Consider the following 19957-nt stretch of genomic DNA (forward strand, 5'->3'; position numbering starts at 1 on the left):
GGATTTTAATCAATTTATATGGTTATGCAAGAGGTCTATTATATCTCCTCCTTCACCAGTGAGTGTTCCACAAGTTGAGCAAGCCATTCTAAAGCCGTTTTGCGTTGTCATAAATTTGCTATGCGTATTACATCCGTCAAGGATTTTAGTGGAAGGAAACGCGTTTTGATACCATTCTGAATTCATGATTATTCTTGTGTCATTAGCATGCTTTTGACTTAAAGCTTTGCTATAACTTATAGAAATTATTCTGCAGGCAGGATTTTGACCAAGCAGCCATGCACTCCATGCAACATTAATAGATACAGATTTTAAGGAGCGGGGAGGCATATTAATAATCAATCTATTAAGCTTACCTGCTTCTATGGCAAGCAGGTAATTAATTATCAAGTCTATATGCCAGTTGTCATAGAACTTAGCTGCTGGATTTAATTGCAGGAAAACTTTTCGCAGAAAACTCTTAAAATCCGTAGATATTAACTTAGAAAATATTTTAGATATAATATGATTTTGTTTCTTTTTATAAAAAAGCTGCATTATTGCTTTTATATTATATTGAGCAAATTCACCTGATAAAAACCTGAAGAAGAGCTATAATGCTGCAGATTAAGATTGATGTTTGCGCTAAACTACTACCGATAAACCAACGAAATAATTCTGTATGCAGTTTAGCTAATTTTATTTCAATTTTATTTGTGATATTTGTTATAAGCAATTTGATTTCTTCATTTGAAGCGAATTTTTGGTCGCAATATTCTAGTAGCGCTTTAAGCATATCTTGTTGATCATATATATTCTTATATTGAGATGATTTGCATTTTTTATTATCTAAAATTGACTTTTGATTAATATTTGCTTTAATCATAATGGTTATACTATAAAAATTGAAATTTAGAAGATTCTAATATTATCTTAAATGCATTAAACGACGTTTCCAAGGCGGAAAATTCATATTTTTTTATAAAAAATATGCCATTTATCGATTGGAAATCTTTTATTGCGATTGTTATGTCGTATCCTGAATTAGATGATGCAATCTTAGCGATTTTTTCTAATTCGCTTGTGTATTTTGCAAAAATCCCCCCAAAAGTCACGCAAAAATTTTTGCCCTCAGAGCTTTGAATCGACGTAGATTGATAAGCATTAATTGAATTATTATACAAAAATTTGTTCTCTATATGAAAATTTATGAGCTTAAGGTTTTTTAACTCATACTTTTTTCCGTCTATTAGCACAGAAATATAAGAAAGATTTTTAGATATTTGTTCAGACATGAGCTCGATATAATTTTATCATGTAAATTATCATGCTATATTTTAGATCGTCAATGGCTTGGCAATACGCCGATCATCTCTCCATTTGCAGCCTCTCATCATAGCAGCTGCCGCCTTTGATTTTACATAACTTGGCGACATATCAGCTAAAAAGCATACAAGCGTAAAATCTTTACTGTCGCCCTTTAACCATTGTATAGCTTGTATCTTGCTTTTATAGGCTGATCTTTTCTTAGAGTTGCTAGCTGCATCAAGAAGCTTCTGCATTATAGCTGCTCGCCAAAGTGCTCTTGTATTATTGAGCTCAATATCCTCTTCAAGTGCTGTATTGTCGATTTCTATGTTATGGAAAACATTTTGCGAATTTCTAGATTTATTAGCCATATATTCTAATCTTCTGCATTATATAAGTTATATGATAAAATTGCTTATATAAAAAGATATATAATAAACCTTTATTTGGTAAGCTAGCTTTTACAAAAATTTTTGAATAAATAATATATGATAAATTTTTATATTCACTTCATTGAGCATTATGTTAAATATGATTCATGAATATGATATATGCGATAAAATCTATGAACTTGATTGGAGTCACTTAGAGAGTCGAATATTTGATGATAGAGTCGCGAATTTATAGAATAGACTTCTTTGCAAATGCTTGTTCTGGTTGCGGATTACTTTGTTGTTACGCTACTTTCAGAATACTCCTTGCTTCACTAAAATCTGATTTCTGAAGAAGTCTAATAATTAGTAACTTACGTAAAATAGTAAGTTTTTTGTTTGTCATTGATAAAGCGATCTTTTGTATCAAGATTTCTGTTTGTAGAGTTGATGCGATAATGATCTTATTCCAACTCCACAAATCATAGAACGCTTTAGCTGCATCTTTTTTAAAATTTTAAAAATTTAAGTGTACTCTTTGCAGCTGCGCCTCTAGCACAGCTTACTCAAATCTAATCTTAAATTTTCTAACAAGATACGTGGCTACTATATGCTATGACTTTGGTAGTTAGTATTAAAGATTCATAGAGATTATAAAATCTTAGAGGAGTTGAAATCTTTGGATTAATGACTTATTTTGCGTACTAGTTCTATAGAGTGTGCAAGAAAAATCATTTTGATATTTTGATGCGATTTTTGTATTATATCTCGTTTGCTTTGTATATCGCGCTTGAAATAGATAAATTTTGAGCTATATAATATATATTTATAGCATATATATGTGCTGCATAAGCATATGTAATGAATTTGATATTTTATATATTTTTTCTTCTTATTGCTCATAAGATATCGTGTGATCAGATATATATGCGGATTAGTGAGCTGCAACTTTATGTAAGTATATCGATCATCATCTGTAATAAAATCTTATTTATAGTGTACTTTTAAAGTGCTAAAAACTCTATGGAATTCTGTATGAAAGAATATTTTTACAACAATCTTGTAATGTAACCTTTACATATAGGATCTTATTTTGTATATTTTATTGCGTTATACGAATTTTATATAGCAAAACTTTGATAGAAATTTATATCTTTCTATTCGATAGCGTTGACTGATATTTAAAAATGCACTATAATCCCCAATCCCTTAATTGCACTAAAGCTTCGTAAGTTTCTTTAGTGTTCCAAGGTGTGTTTTTGTTGATATTGGCAATCACTACGTTTTGTTTGCTGATTAAGACAGTGCTGGGTAGAGAGCGTATGTTTAATGTATTCATCAACATTCGCTGTTTATCTATAAATAAGCCTATTTTGTCTATTTTCTTATTTTGATACAGTTCATATATAGTATCGATATTTTTAAAATCGACTGAGATTGGCAATATTACGATATCGTATATGTCTTCGTATAGTAGTCTTTTCTGTAATTGATTCAGTTGTACAAGCTCTTCTGTACATTCTAAGCACCAAGTTGCCCAGAAATACATTACTATAAGGCTGTGATTAAAAGTTTTAGTTGTATATTGGTTGTCAGATTCATCAAAAAATGTAACATCTGGCATCCTATATAAATTCTTAACTTCGTCAACATTTTGCATCGTTGTCATAGTATTCTTAATGCTATGTATAAGATACTGTTGATTTTTATAATAGGTTGTATTACTCGTTATAATAATATTATTATTTTTACCAGTTGAGAGAAAATCATTTATGGTTGAAAACTTTCTAGTAAAAATTTTATTAGCGGAATAGGATTCAGTTATAAGTAGACCAGTTTTATTTGGTAGCTTATTTATGATTCCTAAAGATGCCGTAGGGTAAAACAAAAGAAAAGTTACAAAAAAATAAACATATCTGGACATTTTTATCGCTATTAATTGCAGGCATTAGTTTTTAAAGTATGTGTTTATAGTCCAACTATAAACAGTTTGTAGTTCTAGGCTGTTTTCATATAACTATACATTTTTGTTTAGTATATGAACCTAGCTTAAGTTACCTTGCACATATAAAATTAACAATTTATTGTGTGAAGGTATTAAAAAGTTGCTTCAAACTACATAGTGGATTATGCATATCTTAATATGCTTATGATATGGTTTTGTGATGTGTTTTTAAATAATTAAATATTAATTGATTTAGTGTGGTTGTTCATAAAATGAATGGAGCAAAAATAAATTTAGGGCATACTCGCGATAATGTTGTCTCTTCTGTTGCTCAAGTTGAAGGGGTGACAAAGTCTTTGTGGGGAGGCTATTTTTCCAGTAGTCGTGATGCATTAAGTAGCAAGATACTGAGTTCTATATCATATGATAACAGACTGTATTCTGTTGCAATAGAGTCTATGAAAGCTCAGATGCGGATGTGTCTAAAGCGTAATATAGTACCTGAGCATGATGCAAAAAGGATTATCAGAGCTTTGGATAAGCTTAAAAAAGAGATAATAGCAAAAAAGATAGTAATAGGTGGAGATTCCAGAAACATATACGCGTTTTTAGAATCATGTCTTGATGATACACTTGGTGAAGTTACAAACTATCTAAAAATTGCAAGATCAAGTGGAGAACAGTATTCAGGAGATCTGAGACTTTGGATGCGTGATGCTTGCGATGTGCTTGATTCTGTTTTACAAAATCTGCAAGCAGCATTAATAGATAAAGCTGAAGAAAACGTTAAGATGGTCGTGCCAAGTTACGTTCATAATCAGGTTGGTCCTCCTGTGTCATTAGGTCATAAGCTGTTGTCTTATGTCGAGATGTTTGGGAGAGATAGGCAAAGGTTTAGAGAAGCTAGAGTAAGGCTTAATAAGTCACCTTTTGGTGCGTATATGGGTGTCGGAACTGCTCTACATATAAGTAGAGAAATGACATCAAAAGCTTTAGGCTTTGATGGAATTGTGCAAAATGCGTTAGATGCAGTGACAGATAGAGACTTTGCTATAGATTTTACTGCCGCAGTTTCTACTGCTATGATGCATATAACACGCATGGTAGAAGATTTAATACATTGGCAAAGTCCATATTGTAATTTTATATCTTTCTCGAAAGATCTTGTAACTCAAGATCATGTTGTGCCAAATCGTTATTATCCTGAAATATTAGAAGTCGTTAGAGCGAAGATTGGGCGCGTATACGGCAATATGTTCAATATTATGACGATAATGAAGTCGCTTGATAACGACATTACACAAGACTTACAAGAGGTTTCAGAGCCTGTTTTTGATTCATATGATACATTATTCAACTCGATTAATATAATGGCTGCTCTTACTGCAGATTTCATTGTATATCGCAAAGAATTTAAAGAAGCTGCGCAGTATGGTTATTCCACAGCTTATGATCTCATGGATTGGTTAATAGGTTCAGCTGAGATGACTCATGAACGTGCTGCTTGCGTCACAAGACAAATCATAAAACATGCTATGCAAAAAAATAAGAAGCTTTCTTTATTGGAGCTTGGTGAATTACAAGAAATAGATCCGAAGATAAACGAAGGCATATATAGTGTTTTTATATCATCAAGAGCTGTGATAAGCAGAAGGAGTGCAGGGGGTACAAACCCAGTTAAGGTCAGAAAAGCTATCAGAGCTGCAAGGCGTGAGTATATGTAGTCTCGCGCCTCAAGCATAACGGATAATGTACCTCTGGTAAATGAAGAGCTGGTATTTCTGTTTGATACGAAACTATATTTCAAAAAGAGCTAGAAAGAACGCAAAGCAGTGTATAGTCAATGCATAACAAGCGGTCTGCAAGGCATAAATTTTTGAAATATAGCGAGTATATATATTTATATAGTCTGTCTGTCAAAATCGATTTGCTGAGCAAATCGATTTTTCGGAAAGTTAAACGTACAAAAATTAGCTTTTAGAACTGCCATGTGCTAATTGTTGGATATATAATTTGCTCGATACTTGAAACTTTTTCTGCTGGATTCTGAGGCATCGTCATTGCTTGCAAGCCAAATAAATCCTGCGTTTCTTAGAGTTATGACGCAGGTGACTTCAAAAAGCAGTTAGCCTTTGCGTCATGCCAATAGATAATATAACATCTAGCCAAAGACAGTGCACGTGCAGTCACTGTGTTATCAGTTAAATAAGAAAGACTTAAGATATGCAATAGATTGTGTTCGTCTGGTTTTATCTTTGCTAAATGTGAAGAAAATCTGTAGGTATCGAAGAAACATTAGAGTAATGCTTGGAGTTTCTATGCTTTATATATCAGAGACTGTTTAGGAATGTCTTAGGTGAGGCTGGATATAATATTATTTTTTATCATTATAAAGGCTAAAGGCTCAACTATTTATATAAGTCTTTTATGAGAGACATGCATAAAGCATGCATCTTATTTTGTATATCTCAGTCTCTATAATAGTAGCTACAACTTATATGATTAATTGTGCCATTAGTTATTAGCTTTTGTTTGCTAACTAAGCCTGCTTTGCTTTGAATTTAGGATTTGTTTTGTTGATTATATATACTCTACCTTTACGTATAATCATTTTACAATTTCTATCTCTTTTTTTTGCAGACTTTAATGATGACAGAATTTTCATAACTCTAATTAAAATATTATATCTATAAAAATATATAAAAATAAAAAAAGGAGCAACTATATGTATATAGCAACTCCCTTTTACAGAGATCTATGCTAACGAAACATTTTCAGCGGAAACTTTTCCGTTAAATTTTTTTATCTCAAAGGTAATCCTATCACCTTCCTTAAGAGAATCAATTCTTGCTCTCTCAAGGGCAGTTTTGTGTATAAAAACATCCTTACCCTCATTGCAGTCTTCAGAATCGGAAGCTATAAACCCATAACCTTTAGTGTGGTTAAACCACTTCACTATGCCAGTGTACTTCATGTATTTACTTAGTAAAAAAAAATTGCGATCACAGCAGCATGGTATAATCAATAACGACATAACCATGAGCAACAATTCATTGTATCCCAAAAAGACTGCAAAGTATACACTTATTTTATTAGAAAATGCTTGATAAGAAGCTATTGTTCTGTTAAAAGCTATCATTGGATGGATGGCCGAGCGGTTTAAGGCACCGGTCTTGAAAACCGGCGTGCGTGAAGAGCGTACCGTGGGTTCGAATCCCACTCCATCCGCCAGATTTCTTTAACCATAGAGGTCATAGTTTATATTTGCAAATATCAAATGCAACTATTTTTCATCCAACTCTTTGGTGTCTGATCTTATTTTCATGTATATAGAAAACCTGAATAACCTTTTTGGAAAGGCCATGAATGGTTAGTTGCATCAAAAAAATTCCTGAGTCATAACCTATTAAGCTAATAGGAATTTTAAAGGTACTACATGATGCCTATCTCACATCGCAATCTTCTATCTGTTGAATAATTTTATCTTTTTCCTTCGCAATAAAACATTGCTGAGCATTAGCTATATTTGCAAATAAAACCAGCGAATATAGATGTTACAATCCATTTTTAATTAATTTAAGCGACTTGGCCTGTAGCGCAGTATTCAGGACAAATAACCAATTATAAAATAATTTGCAACTAGCGCATTGTATTTCTTATGCTTGCAATAGTTCACTAGTGCAAATGCAAATGAGATATTTTGTAAAGTAAAAATCTACTATAAAACTTTATTTAATAAAGTTTTATATACGTAGCAATCTATTAATTAACGCGAGTTGCTAATTAATTGCTTGCTGTGTGGCAGGATTTTATGAAAGATCTATTGATCCGTATTACGGGTAATTAGTAGCTTAGATGCTTAATATTAATTGGCAACTTGCGCTAACCATATACTTTTGAAATATAAATAAAGTTATTTGAAATGAGTAAAAAAGCTATGAAATCATATCATTGTCTTCAAGATACCATTTTAAAAAATATAGAGACAGTTTCTGTGAAACTTGATAAGCATTCAAATATTCTTAAGATATCTTTTATAGATACTCAGCTTGGACATATGTTAGTCATTTCAGATGATAAAGGTATTTGTCTCTTAGAATTCACTGACAGATGTAGATTAGAACGCAAAATTAGCATGCTTATATTTAAACTAGAAGCATTCATCATTCCAGGAATTACTGACATTATTCTGTCAATTAAAGATGAACTAAAAGCATATTTCAGTGGTAAACTTATAAAATTTAAGACACCAATTAATCTTCTAGGAAGTCAATTTCAAAAATTGGTTTGGGAAGAGTTGATGTGTATTCCATATGGTAAAACGCAAACATATGCTGCACTGGGCTGTGCTATAGAAAAGCCAATAGCTTACCGTGCCGTTGCCAGTGCTAATGCCGCAAACCAAATAGCAATCGTGATTCCGTGTCACCGTGTTATTAACAGCAATGGTCATCTTGGAGGGTATGCTGGTGGCGTTACGCGTAAACAATGGCTTATTGATCACGAGAAAAAACATGTCTCACAATATTGATTGTATCAAGAAAATTTTACTAGAATCTATTGATTCTACAAAAGGCAGTACTGCAATTTTTTTCAAAACATATGCTGGTGGTTATGCTGAACATGATCAATTTATTGGTGTTAGAGTTTCAATTTTGCGGAAAATTGCAAAAAAGTTTTTGTCATTGACATGTGATGAGTTAAGTATTCTGCTAGAATCACCTATCAATGAAGAACGATTGCTTGCGCTCATCATTTTATCTCATAAATATAAGATATCTTCAGCAGAACTTAAAGAGGAGCTTTTTAAGTTTTATACAAAAAACTTAAAAAATATAAATAATTGGAATCTTGTTGATACTTCTGCTCACTTGATTGTAGGAGCATATCTTTGGAATAGAGATAAAAGCTATCTTGTTAAATTGGCTACTTCAAAATCTCTTTGGGAACGCAGAATTGCAATTGTATCTACATTATATTTCATACGTAAAGATGATTTGGAATGGACGTTCAAAATTGCATCAATTTTACAAAATGATTCTCACGATCTAATACACAAAGCAGTAGGATGGATGCTGCGTGAAGCAGGTAAAAAAGATATATTGCAACTTACTAATTTTCTGGAAAATTATAAAAATACCATGCCGAGAACAATGCTGCGTTATGCTATCGAGAAATTTCCGAAAGAGCAAAGAAAACTATATCTAACGCGCGTTCCAATTATAAAATAACTGGAAACTCATCTATGCACGAAATTTAGCCTTCCTCAATTTTTGAACTATTGTATTGCCAGCAAAGCGCCGTATACTAGGAGCGTTTTAAGCCTTTATATTTTCTATCTGCAGCAATTCTTCCATGCTAATCACTTAAATTATAAACGCTAATCCCTGTGCTATCCACAGCAACAAGCATAGGAGAAGTCTTATCTCTTACATAATTTTTTACTTGCAGATCTAAAGTTTTTATCATTCTACACATAGTAGTATAGTCAGGCATTTCATCTATATTATAGTATAGTGTTTGAGGTAATCTATAGCTTGTATTCTGGATGCAACATTAATCAAAAAATATTTGCATAAATATATTATTAGTATATTTATTTATGCATTGTATGCCGAATTGATGTCTTGATTAAAAATAATAGTGAAGCTTGCAGTTAATTGTGATAACAAATTTCGTATTATGCTATCTAATTATCTTATAATGAGGGTTTTATGCTATCAGATAGTAATGCTAAAAATAGTAATATGGTTGCAATGCTGTTTATGGCAGTGAATGCTGTAAGTCTTGGTTCTCTTTATGCGGTAATGAAATGCATAACATACTCAGTAAACTCTAATCAGGCAACTTTTTTATATAAGTCTATTATTTTTCTTTTTCTCCTGCCATGGGTTTTCTATAAAGATGGGTTGAATGTAATTAAGACACCAAACATAAAGATACATTTGCTACGTAGCGTATTTAGTGCAGGTGGGTCGCTTAGTATGATGTATTCTTTAAAGTTTTTAAAACTCTTAGACGTCACAGCGCTTACACACATAGAACAGGTATTATGGATCATTATAGGTGCTGTATTTTTTAATGAGCGCATCACTTTGATTAAAATAATTGCAGTGATATTAGCATTCTTAGGTGGCTTTATTGTTGTTAAGCCGGAAGTGTTATATAGCTTGTTCTCAGATGAAAAAATTGTATCTGATTTTAATGAAGGTTATTTCTTTGTCTTTTTAACAGTGGGTTTTTGGGTGGTAAATAGCTCTCTCGTGAAGCTTTTGGGGCATCGTAAAGCTTCCAATAAAGCGCAACTTTTTTATGTAATGCTTTTTGCTTCGTTAATTTCATATTGTGTTGCTTTTATTGAATGGAAACACTTATTAATTATTGGTAGCTTCTCTATTGCATATCCAGGTGGTTTTAATGCATCATTTGATGATAATATTGGATTCAATGAATTTGCGTTGATTTGTGCTGCTTCATTGTTATATCTAATGCATAGTATAGCGTTTTTCTATGCTATGAAGGGAGATATGGCTGTAGTTGCTCCGCTCGTGTATTTGAAGCTAGTATGCACTGGTATCTTAGGTTTTGTGATTTTTGGAGAATTTCCTAAGTTTCTATTATCGTATCTTGGATATCTTATGATTATAATTGCTGGAGTTTTAGTTCTGTATTCTGAGTATAAGAAGCGGAATTCAGAGAAAACAGCAGCATTGGATGATATAGTATAACCAAAGAGTATTTGAAATGCGTCAATTTTGAAAGGTATAGTGTCAATCAATTGACGCATAATTGTTCTTTAAAACAGCAAGCGAGGCACCATGTGATGTTATAATTCTACATACATCAGTCATAATTCTTTGCCTCACAATGCAAAATTTTGCAAGCTGTGTTTCATAAACCAAGCATTGTATCATGATATTTAATCCATTTAATGTTGCTGAGCTAAAATTGACTATTATATCAAAACTTTGATCTATATCATGATTTATAATGAGAGATTCTCGTATATCATTCACTATGGATTCGATAGCTGCGTGATCTTCATGACGAATTATAATATTTTCTAAAATGCGTCTATGCGACATTTTTGAAGCATTTTCAACTGTGCATGTTGAAAATATAGAGTTTGGAATATATACCAGTCTCTTTTCATATGTTCTGATTTTTGTAACTCGCCACCCTATCGCTTCAACAGAGCCTTCTACATCCGAACCGATAACCTTAATGCTTTCTCCAACGACAAATGGTTTATCAAAGTATATTAGCACAGTGCCAAATAAATTAGCTAAAAGATCTTTTGCTGCAAAACCCACAGCAATTCCGCTCATTCCACCAAATGCTAGCAATCCATTTACACTTATACCAAAAACTTGCATTAGCATTAAAAGTGCAGCAATCACTACAATAACACGCAGTATTTTTACTATTAAATCCGCGCTTGCTAAATCTATATTGGACTTTTTATCTTTAAGCGAAAGCCAGTGGTGTTCGATCTGTGTAATAAAATTTAGAAAAAACCAAGTTATTGCAGCAACAATAGCAATATCACGCACTAGTCCTATAGAATTCAGAAAATTATCACTTATACTGATGTTTTGACTAAATATGCTAACTAGTATAGAAATCAGAAAGAAAAAAATAACAAACTGAATAGGTCTCTCAGCTGCAACTAATATTTTATGATACCAAGAATATTTCTCTGATTTATTTAATCTAGCAGCAAATACATTTTGCAGGCGCTTTATTCCTTTCTGTGTGTAAAGTATGACAATATATCCAACAGTGCCACATAATAAAGTAATAACAATGCTGGAAAAATATGTATTTTGTTGAAATACTATTGATATTTTCTCAAGAAAATTAGTGATTATCTCTATCATGTTAATTATCCGTTATGCTGTGTGTAATAATAGCGCTACAGTTTAGTGTATGATAAACAAAAAATCATGATATATATTTTTTACTTATATACCGCAGGTAAATGAAAAGTTGTCATTTCGAATTTTTGATACTAAACTATATTTCAAAAAGAGCTAAGAAGGTATGTATATAGCGAATAACATAATGAGCAGTTTTTAATAAGCACCAATTTTTGAAATGTAGCACAAGTATATTCGTTATCGAGTTGTAGATATGATAGAGGAGACTGTAGGAACATGAGGTTCTCCTCTATAATTAATCACGTTATTATAACTCTTATGACACATTTTAATACTATTATCACATCCAGCATAGAGTTCAAACTTATCTTTTACAGAAATTTGATGATATGCTGGAATACATAATATAATCTTGTTATTATGTAGTGATTTTATCTCAGATGTAAAACTAAAATTATTACCGTTGATAAATTTAACATATCCGTATTTATGTATTTCAGTCGTATCTGATATGGAGTGATAAGTAAATGTTGAGTTGTTTTCAACGGCAATAACGTTACACATCAACATATAGCGCCTTTGATCTATCTTACATCTTGAATCTCCAAAGCTTGCTCTGCACATTGCAGAATATATTTGTCCGCTTGTGCTCGCAAATGCCTGCATTACGCCCCGCACTTCTGCTATAAATTTGTTTTCGTTAGCTCTTACTTCTCCTATCCATCCTCTTTTTATCTGAAATTTTCCAGCATTCAAATCATTATAATCAACTAAAAACATGGAAACTTCAGCATTATCATATTTTCCTCTCAAAATATCATCTATTTTGATTGATTCATCTCTAAGCATGCCATATATATCACAGTTATCAGGTATTAAATTGTTATTTCTGGCAATTACACTACGAGAAAATCCGCTTTCTTTTTTATACAGTATATTATCTATTATAATATCTTCATTATGTTCAGTAAAACCCTTGATAGTCCCATCTTTTAATTTCAGTTGAATACAAGTTGTCAGTGTTATAACTTCATCAATCGTTTTGTTTTTAAGGAATGTATCATATTTTGTCATATACAAGTTCTCTAATATTAGTTGTTATATAAGAAAATCTTGATAGAATGCTCAAATAATCTATTTGTGGTGTCACTATATGACATTTCACATAATTTAATCTTCCTATTACTATTAATTTTTGCTATTTGCCATGGAAAAGAAAAATATAATCAATCATAAAGCTCTTTTTTTAATATTTGCGTTTGGTATATGTTTATGGTTTATGCCATGGCACGCAGGTTTAGAACAAAAATCTTGGAATTTATTAGTAATATTTTTAACTACTATTATTGCAGTAATATTTAATCCTGCACCAATGAGCATTCTTAGCATGATTGCAGTAACAGCATGTATTCTAACTCATACAATGTCAGTTAGGGATACTCTGCAGGGGTTCGGTGAAGATATAGTATGGTTGGTTGTGTTTGCATTTTTTATATCCAGAGCTATTATCAAGTCAAATTTAAGCAAGAGAATAGCATACTTTTTAATATCAAAGTTGGGCTCCAGTACAATTGGTTTATCATATAGTTTGATTTTAACAGAACTATTAATAGCGCCTGTTATTCCAAGCGCGACAGCTAGAGGTGGTGCAATCATATTTCCAATTGCTCGTGCTATAGCTGATCAATACTCAACAGAAGCTAAAAATGTCAGCAATCCAGAATTAATTAAACAGTTCTTGATGAAGATATGTTTCCAATCAAATGTTATAACAAGTGCTATGTTTTTAACTGCGATGGTTGGTAATCCATTTATAGCTAAGTTGGCTCATGGTATCGGTGTTGAATTAGATTGGATTACATGGGCAAAAGCTGCATTCATCCCAGGCCTGCTTAGTCTTATATTATTGCCCTTTGTAATGATGTATATAATAAAACCACATATAGATTCTTGTGACGAAGCTGTGGAAGCAGCAAAACATGCTTTAAAGGAAATGGGGAAAATTTCCAAAGGAGAAATCGTGGTTCTGTGTACTTTTGTATTACTACTAATGCTTTGGATATTTGGTTATAACATTGGTATCAACTCAACAGCTACGGCATTATTAGGTTGTGTAATCTTAGTATTATGTGGTGTTATTACGCTAGATGACATAATTCAAGAGAAGGGTGCGTGGGATACTTTTATATGGTTTGGGATATTTGTAACTTTATCTAGTGCATTAAGTGGATCTGGTGTCATGGAGAGAATCAGTGAATATGCTGAAACTATAGTGTATGGGTTTAATCCATATATTGCTGCTGCTTGTATAGTGGTTGTGTTTTTCTATATGCACTATTTCTTTGCAAGTATTACAGTATACGCAACAGTGATGTATACAACTTTTGCAATTTTATTGATACACTTGGGAATATATCCTATTGCAGCGTGTTTAATTCTAGCTTTTCTTGCAAATGTTTCAGCATGTTTAACACACTATGGTATAACAAGCGCTCCTATATTTTTTAATGGCAGTGGAATGAGTGTTAGAAAATGGCTAAGTATAGGATTATTAAGTAGTATTATCAATATCAGCATATGGGTTGCTTCTGCAGCATTTTTATGGAGTAAGCTTGGTATAAAGATATTACAGTAGAATGTTACCATTGCTTTTATTCGTGAAGAATGTCTAATGCTTGAGAATGCGTTTGATGTCTATACTCTATCACTAAACAGATATACCTTTGATAAATGTATAAATCAATACATAGCCAGTAGCAATTTTTGAAGTATAGCAAGTATACAAATAAGCAATGGAAGCCACAAACATTACTTGAGCTATTTCAAGAATAAATAATATAGGAATACTAAATACAAGGTGAACTTGTTAAAGGAAACATGAATACAGCAGAAAAAGTGACAAATTGCTACAAAACCTTATGGATTTTGTTAAGTAGGTTGCTAGCTACAGGACAAATTATATATCCGAAAATTAGCGCAGGGCAGTTCTAAAAGCCAATTTTTGTACATTTAATTTTCTGATATATAATACCAAATTTCTACAAATAATAGAATACACGCAGCGACTATATGTTTGCTGCTGGACTTTCAGTGCAGCATAATTGTTTGCAACCAAAAAATATTCTAGCTTCTTAGAGTTATGACGCAGGCGACTATAAAAGCGCTTCTGCCTGTAAATAAACTAATATTTACAGGCAAAAAACTTTAAGCATGATCGTTAGCAGTAAAGAATTCTGCAAAAGGGTTATTATATAGAATATTATCTTCTTCTATTGAAGTATGCATTTTATCGATTTTTGTAATAAGATTGTCGAATGGTTTTTCAATATCTTTAGTTTCTGGAATTTTGCTAAGATATTGAATTGCTTCATCTACATTAGGATCTTGCTGTACAGCGGTTTTAGCCTTGCCTAGAAGATTAGTTACATCATGCATTAAAGTTTGCAGTTGATTTTCTGCCCTTTCATCAGATGTGTTAATATCTGCAAGCTTGTCGGATAAAGCTTTGAGTTGAGCTGCTTGATCAGAAACTTGCTGCATTTCACCAAGAATTTTTTTGCCTTTAGGTTGAGTCTCATTAAATTTCTCTAAACAAGTATTGCTCTTTGTTTTGACCTCATTGACAAATTGATTACGCACATCTTGCGAAATTTTATCTTGCTGTAAATCTTTTACAGCTTGTATAAGCTCTTGAGCTTTAGACTTTAAACTTTGCCATGGAGTCTTACAGTAGGTAGATATAGCTTGACTAAAATCATTTTTAAAGTTTTCATAAGCATCCTGAGATGGCTTTGCACTGATAGCATTAGAGACACTAGTTTTAAGATCTGTAAATTCTCTTTGCAAATTCTGAAGCGCTTCAGGTACTACTGGCTCTGCAGCAGAAGCTGGCTCAGTAGGCTCTTTCGTGTTATCTGTACCGGCCGTATTACTGCTTTGTTCCAGTGTTTCAATTTCTTCTTCGTTTTTTGTGCTTTTCTTGATTAAGCTTTTATCATTATTATTGTCTTCTGCTTCTCTTTCCTCCAAATCTTCATCATTTTGTCCCTTTACTTCTTTCTCACCTTCACCGCTTGCCTCTTCTGCTTTTTCAACAAGTACAATTGGTGCATTCATTTTGTTTATCAGATTGTCAAATTTTTCTTTGACAAATTCATCTGTTACTATTGCACTAGTAAATGTATTCAGCTCTTCCAGATTAGGATATTGCTGTGCATTATCTTGAGTTGTTTTTAAAAGGCTGGTTACATCTTTAACTATAGCTTGAAATTCATTATTCACCTTAGATAATTCATTATTATCTTCCTCAGATATTTTCCCGTCGCTGGCTTTTGCAAGCATGATGCTGATTTTCTCTTTGATATCAGAAAATTTATTATGTAAATCTTGGACTGGAGCTATTTGATCAGAAACTGCCTTTACTTTGGTAAGTAAATCTTGACCTTTGGATCTTACCTTTCCGAATTTCTCTATACAATCATCGCTTTTACTTTTTACATCCCCTTTAAACTGGTCACTCACATCTTGCGAAATTTTATCTTGTTTGTTAGCTTTCGCATCTTTTATATCTCTGTCAAGCTCATCATCAAGATCTTTTAATGCAGCATTAAGAGAAGTCGACTTTGCTTGAGATAGATCATTTTTGAGTTCTTCATAATCAGCTTTGGATGGTCTTTCTTGAACAGCATTAGAAACTTGAGTATTAAGATCATCAAACTCTTTTTTCAAATTCTCAAGATTGGTTGCGACATCCTGAATCTCTTCCTTTTTTACTGGAGTGTTAATTTGATCAACCAGGTCCTCTTTCTTTCTATCTGCATTATTAATTTCTTTTGCAAGGGCCTTCACGTCATCCACAGACATTTTCTGTTCACTGGAAGATAATTTCTCTCTGAAAGTGCTTAATGTGTCTTTTATATACTTTTCTGTAGCTGCTTTATCATCTTTACTGAGACTGTTGCTCTCTAATTGTTTTTGTAGCCTTGCGATAGCTGCATAAAACTCTGTTTTTATATTAGCCATATTTTTATACCAAATTTAACTAAAATTTATCTTATTTCACCTACTGGATAATTAGAAATTGTAAGTGATGCCAAGTGTGATTTCATGCGCTTTTAAAGATGCAGAAATAGGAGTGACGTTATCATATTTCTCAATTAATCCTGCTGCTCCTAATACTGTTTTCTCACCACTTGTTTCTCTTTTACCAAGATCAATGAAGCGATATCCAAGGCCAAGCACGAAATTGTTTCCAAGTTCTTTTTCTATTCCTACACCTATATTCCAAGCAAACTTCATTTTGTTTTGACCAGCGTATTTATCTGATACTACGCTGCCATCATCTGCAGTGCTATTCTTCGTATATGCGCCATTAACAGCATAATTCATGCCAATTCCAGCCATCACATATGGCTTCACTCCATAAAAATCACAAATGCTATATTTGCCATTTAGCATAAATAGTGTACTGCTAAATTTCTGATTCACATTTGCTTTATCTTTGCTATCTTTTCCTTCTTTATCCTTAGAATCAAATTCTACATCCTGATTAATCTTATGCGATCTATATGATATATTAAGACCAACTCTTAAGTCATTAGAAAACCTATAACCTACTTCAGCTCCAAATGGGATTCCAACTTTTGGTTTGGCACCTTTATAATATTCTTCATTATTTGAGTCATCTTTAGAGAATGATGGAATAGAGATTCCCGTTTCTCCAGATACATATAAATTTTTATAATTGATGTTATTTGTTATATGTTGTGAGGCAGCATATGCTTCTGAAACGCATGCAAATCCTATTAATGAAATAAATAAATTTTTAACTTTCATTATTTCCCTCTGTAACTAATTTTATACACATAGTAACTGCATGATTTCACTGAAATACGATTCTACAGTTAGCAGAGTGCCAACTATATCATATACAATTAAAAGTTGCCAGTATTTAATGATGAATGTGTGCAATTATTACTGATTTTATAACACTTACAAATACGATATACAACTAAAAGTTAATTGAATTTTTCTTATATTATATTTAAATAATAATTTTGTTATGATATAAATTTTTATTATTTATTGAAAAATTGCGCATATAATGGAATTATCTTGTAGTATCCGATATGTTTTGGAGATATAATGTTTTTATTGTTGTGATATTGTTAATAAGTTATTTCTATAAAATAATATGCTAATAAGTATTGATAAAACATATAATGCGTTAGTGGATAAAAATGTTTGGCATGAACAAGTTTTTTATAAGAGAGATTGCGCTGAGGCTCGTAAATGTATATTAAGTAAGCATATTTTATTGCTTGCCATTTGATTATGATGAAGTCATATAACTAAAATGAAGTAACATATAAAAAATTTTTTGTGAAAATCTAAAGGAAATGAATAAGGAAAAAGTTTATGAATCTTTATCTGATTTTGTTGCAAAACTTGAAAAAGAAGGGTTGCTTGTTAGGGTTAAAGAAGAAGTAAGTACTATTTTAGAGATCACAGAAATTCATCATAGGTTGATAGAAAAAAAAGGACCTGCAGTTTTGTTTGAAAATGTGATATCGGAAAATGGAAAAAGTACTATGCCAGTGCTTGTAAATTTGTTTGGTACAAAGGAGCGTATTGCAATGGCTCTTGGCATTAAAGAAAATGAGTTATCAAAGATAGGTGAAAAACTAGCATTTCTTAAGCAACCAGAGCCGCCAAGCGATTTGAAAGAGGCATTTAAAATGCTTCCTATACTAAAGGAAGTGCTTGTAATGAAGCCAAAAGTGATAAAGAACCCTCCGTGTCAGGCAATACAATATTTAGGAGATGATGTAGATTTAAATATTTTACCGGTACAAACTTGCTGGCCTCAAGAACCAGCACCACTTATAACATGGCCAATGGTTATTACTAGAGGGTTCTTAGGTCAAAAAGATGATTGTTATAATGTTGGCATCTATAGAATGCAGGTGTTATCCAAGAATAAAACACTGATGCGTTGGTTAAAACATAGGGGTGGTGCAGAACATCACAGAAGGTGGTCTGCTTCTGGCTCTGAAAAAATGCCGGCTGCGGCTGTTATAGGGTGTGACCCATCTACAATGCTAGCAGCTGTTACACCAGTTCCGGACGGAATTTCAGAGTACGAATTTGCAGGACTATTTCGAAAGAAAAAATTAGAGCTTACCGAATGCATTACTGTGCCAATTCTAGTACCAGCACATGCTGAAATTGTCATAGAAGGATATGTGAGCTTTGACGAATATGGTGATGAAGGTCCATATGGAGACCACACTGGGTATTATAATTCAGTCGAAAAATTCCCAGTTTTTGAAGTAACATGTATAACAACTCGTAAATCACCAATCTATCTCTCAACGTTTACTGGGCGGCCACCTGATGAACCTTCTGTTCTTGGTGAGGCGTTAAATGAAATTTTTTTACCGCTAATTCGACAACAATTTCCAGAAATAGTAGATTTTTGGCTCCCTCCTGAAGGTTGCTCTTATAGAATAGCAGTAGTATCAATTAAAAAATCATATCCAGCTCATGCGAAAAGAGTGATGATGGGCGTTTGGTCTTTTTTGCGACAATTTACATATACAAAATTTATAATAGTTGTTGATCATTATATTAATGCAAGAAGCTGGCCAGACATCATGTGGGCAATATCTACTAAAATGGATTTTCAAAGAGATGTATTAAATGTGTCGAATACTCCGATAGACTATCTTGATTTTGCATCAATAGAGCCGGAAATAGGTGGAAAGATGGGTTTTGATGCAACTGATAAAATTTACCCAGAAACAAAAAGAGAATGGGGCCGCCTAATAAATATGAGTGACGATATCAAAGAAATTGTTACTCAAAAGTGGAATAAGTATGGATTTTGATAAATTGACATTACAGTGTTTTTTACATAACATATCACCTGTGATAAATACCTATCAGACATCCGTGTTGATTTAATACATTTGTATGTTTTGCTTACTTTTATAAGCATAGATAGTAAGCTATTCATTGTTTTTGCAAAAGCATGTGAATTATCACTTAAAAGATTATAATCTTTCAAACTAGTTTTTTAGTAGACTACATGTTAATTTGTGTGGGATAAGAGGTTTTATGAACAATTTTTATTGTTGGGGAATATGACAGAAGTTTTAAAAGATGAATTATTTGAATCTGAGGTCACTAATTTTGATGGTTATGTACTGATAGATTTTTGGGCAAATTGGTGTGGTCCTTGCAAGCAGCTTTCTCCGATAATAGATGAAATATATTCTGAGCTAAAAGATAGAGTGAAAGTTTTTAAGATGGATATAGATAGCAATACTATTACACCATCTAAGCTTGGAGTGCGCAGTATTCCTACTCTAATGCTTTTTAAAGCTGGTAAGCATTTATCAACAAAAATAGGGTCATTGCCAAAGGATTCAATACTCTCTTGGATAGAGGATGAGATTTCCTGAATGATTTTG

The 19957-nt window shown here is 32.4% G+C and carries 19 protein-coding genes and 1 tRNA gene; 8 read left to right on the forward strand and 12 right to left on the reverse strand.

Annotated elements, in window-relative coordinates; genetic code table 11:
• Nucleotides 1–9: 9 nt before the first annotated feature.
• From AACL20_RS02415 to AACL20_RS02435, 5 genes are all read right to left on the reverse strand, one after another.
• The gene (locus AACL20_RS02415) at nucleotides 10–537 is read right to left on the reverse strand and encodes a hypothetical protein (RefSeq protein WP_339052502.1); all 528 of its coding nucleotides are present in this window, start codon (nucleotides 535–537) and stop codon (nucleotides 10–12) included.
• A gap of 28 nt (nucleotides 538–565) precedes the next feature.
• On the reverse strand, nucleotides 566–865 hold the full coding sequence (locus AACL20_RS02420; RefSeq protein ID WP_339052503.1) for a hypothetical protein: 300 nt from the start codon (nucleotides 863–865) through the stop codon (nucleotides 566–568).
• A gap of 10 nt (nucleotides 866–875) precedes the next feature.
• Complete coding sequence (locus tag AACL20_RS02425) at nucleotides 876–1274, reverse strand: hypothetical protein (RefSeq protein WP_339052504.1); 399 nt, start codon at nucleotides 1272–1274, stop codon at nucleotides 876–878.
• Between the two features lie 42 nt (nucleotides 1275–1316).
• Nucleotides 1317–1658, reverse strand: a complete 342-nt coding sequence (locus tag AACL20_RS02430; protein WP_339052505.1) for a hypothetical protein — start codon at nucleotides 1656–1658, stop codon at nucleotides 1317–1319.
• Between the two features lie 1192 nt (nucleotides 1659–2850).
• Nucleotides 2851–3582 (reverse strand): TlpA disulfide reductase family protein, encoded by a 732-nt coding sequence (locus AACL20_RS02435; RefSeq protein ID WP_339052506.1) that lies wholly within the window; start codon nucleotides 3580–3582, stop codon nucleotides 2851–2853.
• 293 nt (nucleotides 3583–3875) lie between these two features.
• On the opposite strand from AACL20_RS02435, the gene argH reads away from it, so the two are divergent.
• On the forward strand, nucleotides 3876–5327 hold the full coding sequence (argH, locus tag AACL20_RS02440; protein WP_339042356.1) for an argininosuccinate lyase: 1452 nt from the start codon (nucleotides 3876–3878) through the stop codon (nucleotides 5325–5327).
• Nucleotides 5328–6142: 815 nt separating this feature from the next.
• On the opposite strand, the gene ykgO is transcribed toward argH, so the two are convergent.
• Complete coding sequence (gene ykgO, locus AACL20_RS02445; protein WP_339052507.1) at nucleotides 6143–6268, reverse strand: type B 50S ribosomal protein L36; 126 nt, start codon at nucleotides 6266–6268, stop codon at nucleotides 6143–6145.
• 90 nt (nucleotides 6269–6358) lie between these two features.
• Nucleotides 6359–6577 carry a cold shock domain-containing protein gene (locus tag AACL20_RS02450; protein WP_339042360.1) on the reverse strand — a complete coding sequence of 73 codons (219 nt, stop codon included), beginning with the start codon at nucleotides 6575–6577 and terminating at the stop codon, nucleotides 6359–6361.
• 166 nt (nucleotides 6578–6743) lie between these two features.
• Between AACL20_RS02450 and AACL20_RS02455 the strand changes: the two genes are divergently transcribed.
• The 3 genes from AACL20_RS02455 to AACL20_RS02465 all read left to right on the forward strand — a co-directional run bounded on the left by AACL20_RS02455 (nucleotide 6744) and on the right by AACL20_RS02465 (nucleotide 8834).
• Nucleotides 6744–6834 (forward strand) — tRNA-Ser (locus AACL20_RS02455).
• A gap of 691 nt (nucleotides 6835–7525) precedes the next feature.
• Nucleotides 7526–8134, forward strand: a complete 609-nt coding sequence (locus AACL20_RS02460; protein ID WP_410519916.1) for a methylated-DNA--[protein]-cysteine S-methyltransferase — start codon at nucleotides 7526–7528, stop codon at nucleotides 8132–8134.
• Nucleotides 8034–8834, forward strand: coding sequence for a DNA alkylation repair protein (locus tag AACL20_RS02465; protein WP_339052508.1), 801 nt, complete (start codon nucleotides 8034–8036; stop codon nucleotides 8832–8834). The genes AACL20_RS02460 and AACL20_RS02465 overlap by 101 nt, the downstream gene beginning before the upstream one ends.
• A gap of 127 nt (nucleotides 8835–8961) precedes the next feature.
• On the opposite strand, the gene AACL20_RS06880 is transcribed toward AACL20_RS02465, so the two are convergent.
• Nucleotides 8962–9099: a transposase gene (locus AACL20_RS06880; RefSeq protein ID WP_410519917.1), complete on the reverse strand. Its 138-nt coding sequence runs from the start codon at nucleotides 9097–9099 to the stop codon at nucleotides 8962–8964.
• A 218-nt stretch (nucleotides 9100–9317) separates the two neighbouring features.
• Here AACL20_RS06880 and AACL20_RS02470 point away from each other — a divergent pair, with 218 nt between their 5' ends.
• Nucleotides 9318–10331, forward strand: coding sequence for a DMT family transporter (locus AACL20_RS02470; protein ID WP_339052509.1), 1014 nt, complete (start codon nucleotides 9318–9320; stop codon nucleotides 10329–10331).
• 42 nt (nucleotides 10332–10373) lie between these two features.
• On the opposite strand, the gene AACL20_RS02475 is transcribed toward AACL20_RS02470, so the two are convergent.
• Both AACL20_RS02475 and AACL20_RS02480 read right to left on the reverse strand, forming a co-directional pair.
• Nucleotides 10374–11483 carry a mechanosensitive ion channel family protein gene (locus AACL20_RS02475; protein ID WP_339052510.1) on the reverse strand — a complete coding sequence of 370 codons (1110 nt, stop codon included), beginning with the start codon at nucleotides 11481–11483 and terminating at the stop codon, nucleotides 10374–10376.
• Nucleotides 11484–11720: 237 nt separating this feature from the next.
• Entirely contained in the window at nucleotides 11721–12557 is an 837-nt protein-coding gene (locus tag AACL20_RS02480) for a DUF2163 domain-containing protein (RefSeq protein ID WP_339052511.1), read from the reverse strand.
• A 133-nt stretch (nucleotides 12558–12690) separates the two neighbouring features.
• On the opposite strand from AACL20_RS02480, the gene AACL20_RS02485 reads away from it, so the two are divergent.
• Nucleotides 12691–14118 carry a DASS family sodium-coupled anion symporter gene (locus tag AACL20_RS02485; RefSeq protein WP_339052512.1) on the forward strand — a complete coding sequence of 476 codons (1428 nt, stop codon included), beginning with the start codon at nucleotides 12691–12693 and terminating at the stop codon, nucleotides 14116–14118.
• A gap of 569 nt (nucleotides 14119–14687) precedes the next feature.
• Here AACL20_RS02485 and AACL20_RS02490 read toward each other — a convergent pair.
• On the reverse strand, nucleotides 14688–16505 hold the full coding sequence (locus AACL20_RS02490; protein ID WP_339052513.1) for a hypothetical protein: 1818 nt from the start codon (nucleotides 16503–16505) through the stop codon (nucleotides 14688–14690).
• A 51-nt stretch (nucleotides 16506–16556) separates the two neighbouring features.
• Entirely contained in the window at nucleotides 16557–17318 is a 762-nt protein-coding gene (locus tag AACL20_RS02495) for an outer membrane protein (RefSeq protein WP_339052514.1), read from the reverse strand.
• 563 nt (nucleotides 17319–17881) lie between these two features.
• Here AACL20_RS02495 and AACL20_RS02500 point away from each other — a divergent pair.
• Both AACL20_RS02500 and trxA read left to right on the forward strand, forming a co-directional pair.
• On the forward strand, nucleotides 17882–19372 hold the full coding sequence (locus tag AACL20_RS02500) for a UbiD family decarboxylase (protein WP_339052515.1): 1491 nt from the start codon (nucleotides 17882–17884) through the stop codon (nucleotides 19370–19372).
• Nucleotides 19373–19627: 255 nt separating this feature from the next.
• The gene (trxA, locus tag AACL20_RS02505; RefSeq protein ID WP_339042571.1) at nucleotides 19628–19948 is read left to right on the forward strand and encodes a thioredoxin; all 321 of its coding nucleotides are present in this window, start codon (nucleotides 19628–19630) and stop codon (nucleotides 19946–19948) included.
• Nucleotides 19949–19957 lie beyond the last annotated feature (9 nt).

Source organism: Candidatus Lariskella endosymbiont of Epinotia ramella, assembly GCF_964019805.1.
Taxonomy (GTDB): domain Bacteria; phylum Pseudomonadota; class Alphaproteobacteria; order Rickettsiales; family Midichloriaceae; genus Lariskella.

Excerpts from the sequence above, each read along its gene's own strand:
- AACL20_RS02415 (WP_339052502.1), bottom strand. The coding sequence starts at position 537 with ATGCAGCTTTTTTATAAAAAGAAACAAAATCATATTATATCTAAAATA.
- AACL20_RS02420 (WP_339052503.1), bottom strand. The coding sequence starts at position 865 with ATGATTAAAGCAAATATTAATCAAAAGTCAATTTTAGATAATAAAAAA.
- AACL20_RS02425 (WP_339052504.1), bottom strand. The coding sequence starts at position 1,274 with ATGTCTGAACAAATATCTAAAAATCTTTCTTATATTTCTGTGCTAATA.
- AACL20_RS02430 (WP_339052505.1), bottom strand. The coding sequence starts at position 1,658 with ATGGCTAATAAATCTAGAAATTCGCAAAATGTTTTCCATAACATAGAA.
- AACL20_RS02435 (WP_339052506.1), bottom strand. The coding sequence starts at position 3,582 with ATGTCCAGATATGTTTATTTTTTTGTAACTTTTCTTTTGTTTTACCCT.
- argH (WP_339042356.1), top strand. The coding sequence starts at position 3,876 with ATGAATGGAGCAAAAATAAATTTAGGGCATACTCGCGATAATGTTGTC.
- ykgO (WP_339052507.1), bottom strand. The coding sequence starts at position 6,268 with ATGAAAATTCTGTCATCATTAAAGTCTGCAAAAAAAAGAGATAGAAAT.
- AACL20_RS02450 (WP_339042360.1), bottom strand. The coding sequence starts at position 6,577 with ATGAAGTACACTGGCATAGTGAAGTGGTTTAACCACACTAAAGGTTAT.
- AACL20_RS02460 (WP_410519916.1), top strand. The coding sequence starts at position 7,526 with ATGAGTAAAAAAGCTATGAAATCATATCATTGTCTTCAAGATACCATT.
- AACL20_RS06880 (WP_410519917.1), bottom strand. The coding sequence starts at position 9,099 with ATGCCTGACTATACTACTATGTGTAGAATGATAAAAACTTTAGATCTG.
- AACL20_RS02470 (WP_339052509.1), top strand. The coding sequence starts at position 9,318 with ATGCTATCAGATAGTAATGCTAAAAATAGTAATATGGTTGCAATGCTG.
- AACL20_RS02475 (WP_339052510.1), bottom strand. The coding sequence starts at position 11,483 with ATGATAGAGATAATCACTAATTTTCTTGAGAAAATATCAATAGTATTT.
- AACL20_RS02480 (WP_339052511.1), bottom strand. The coding sequence starts at position 12,557 with ATGACAAAATATGATACATTCCTTAAAAACAAAACGATTGATGAAGTT.
- AACL20_RS02485 (WP_339052512.1), top strand. The coding sequence starts at position 12,691 with ATGGAAAAGAAAAATATAATCAATCATAAAGCTCTTTTTTTAATATTT.
- AACL20_RS02490 (WP_339052513.1), bottom strand. The coding sequence starts at position 16,505 with ATGGCTAATATAAAAACAGAGTTTTATGCAGCTATCGCAAGGCTACAA.
- AACL20_RS02495 (WP_339052514.1), bottom strand. The coding sequence starts at position 17,318 with ATGAAAGTTAAAAATTTATTTATTTCATTAATAGGATTTGCATGCGTT.
- AACL20_RS02500 (WP_339052515.1), top strand. The coding sequence starts at position 17,882 with ATGAATAAGGAAAAAGTTTATGAATCTTTATCTGATTTTGTTGCAAAA.
- trxA (WP_339042571.1), top strand. The coding sequence starts at position 19,628 with ATGACAGAAGTTTTAAAAGATGAATTATTTGAATCTGAGGTCACTAAT.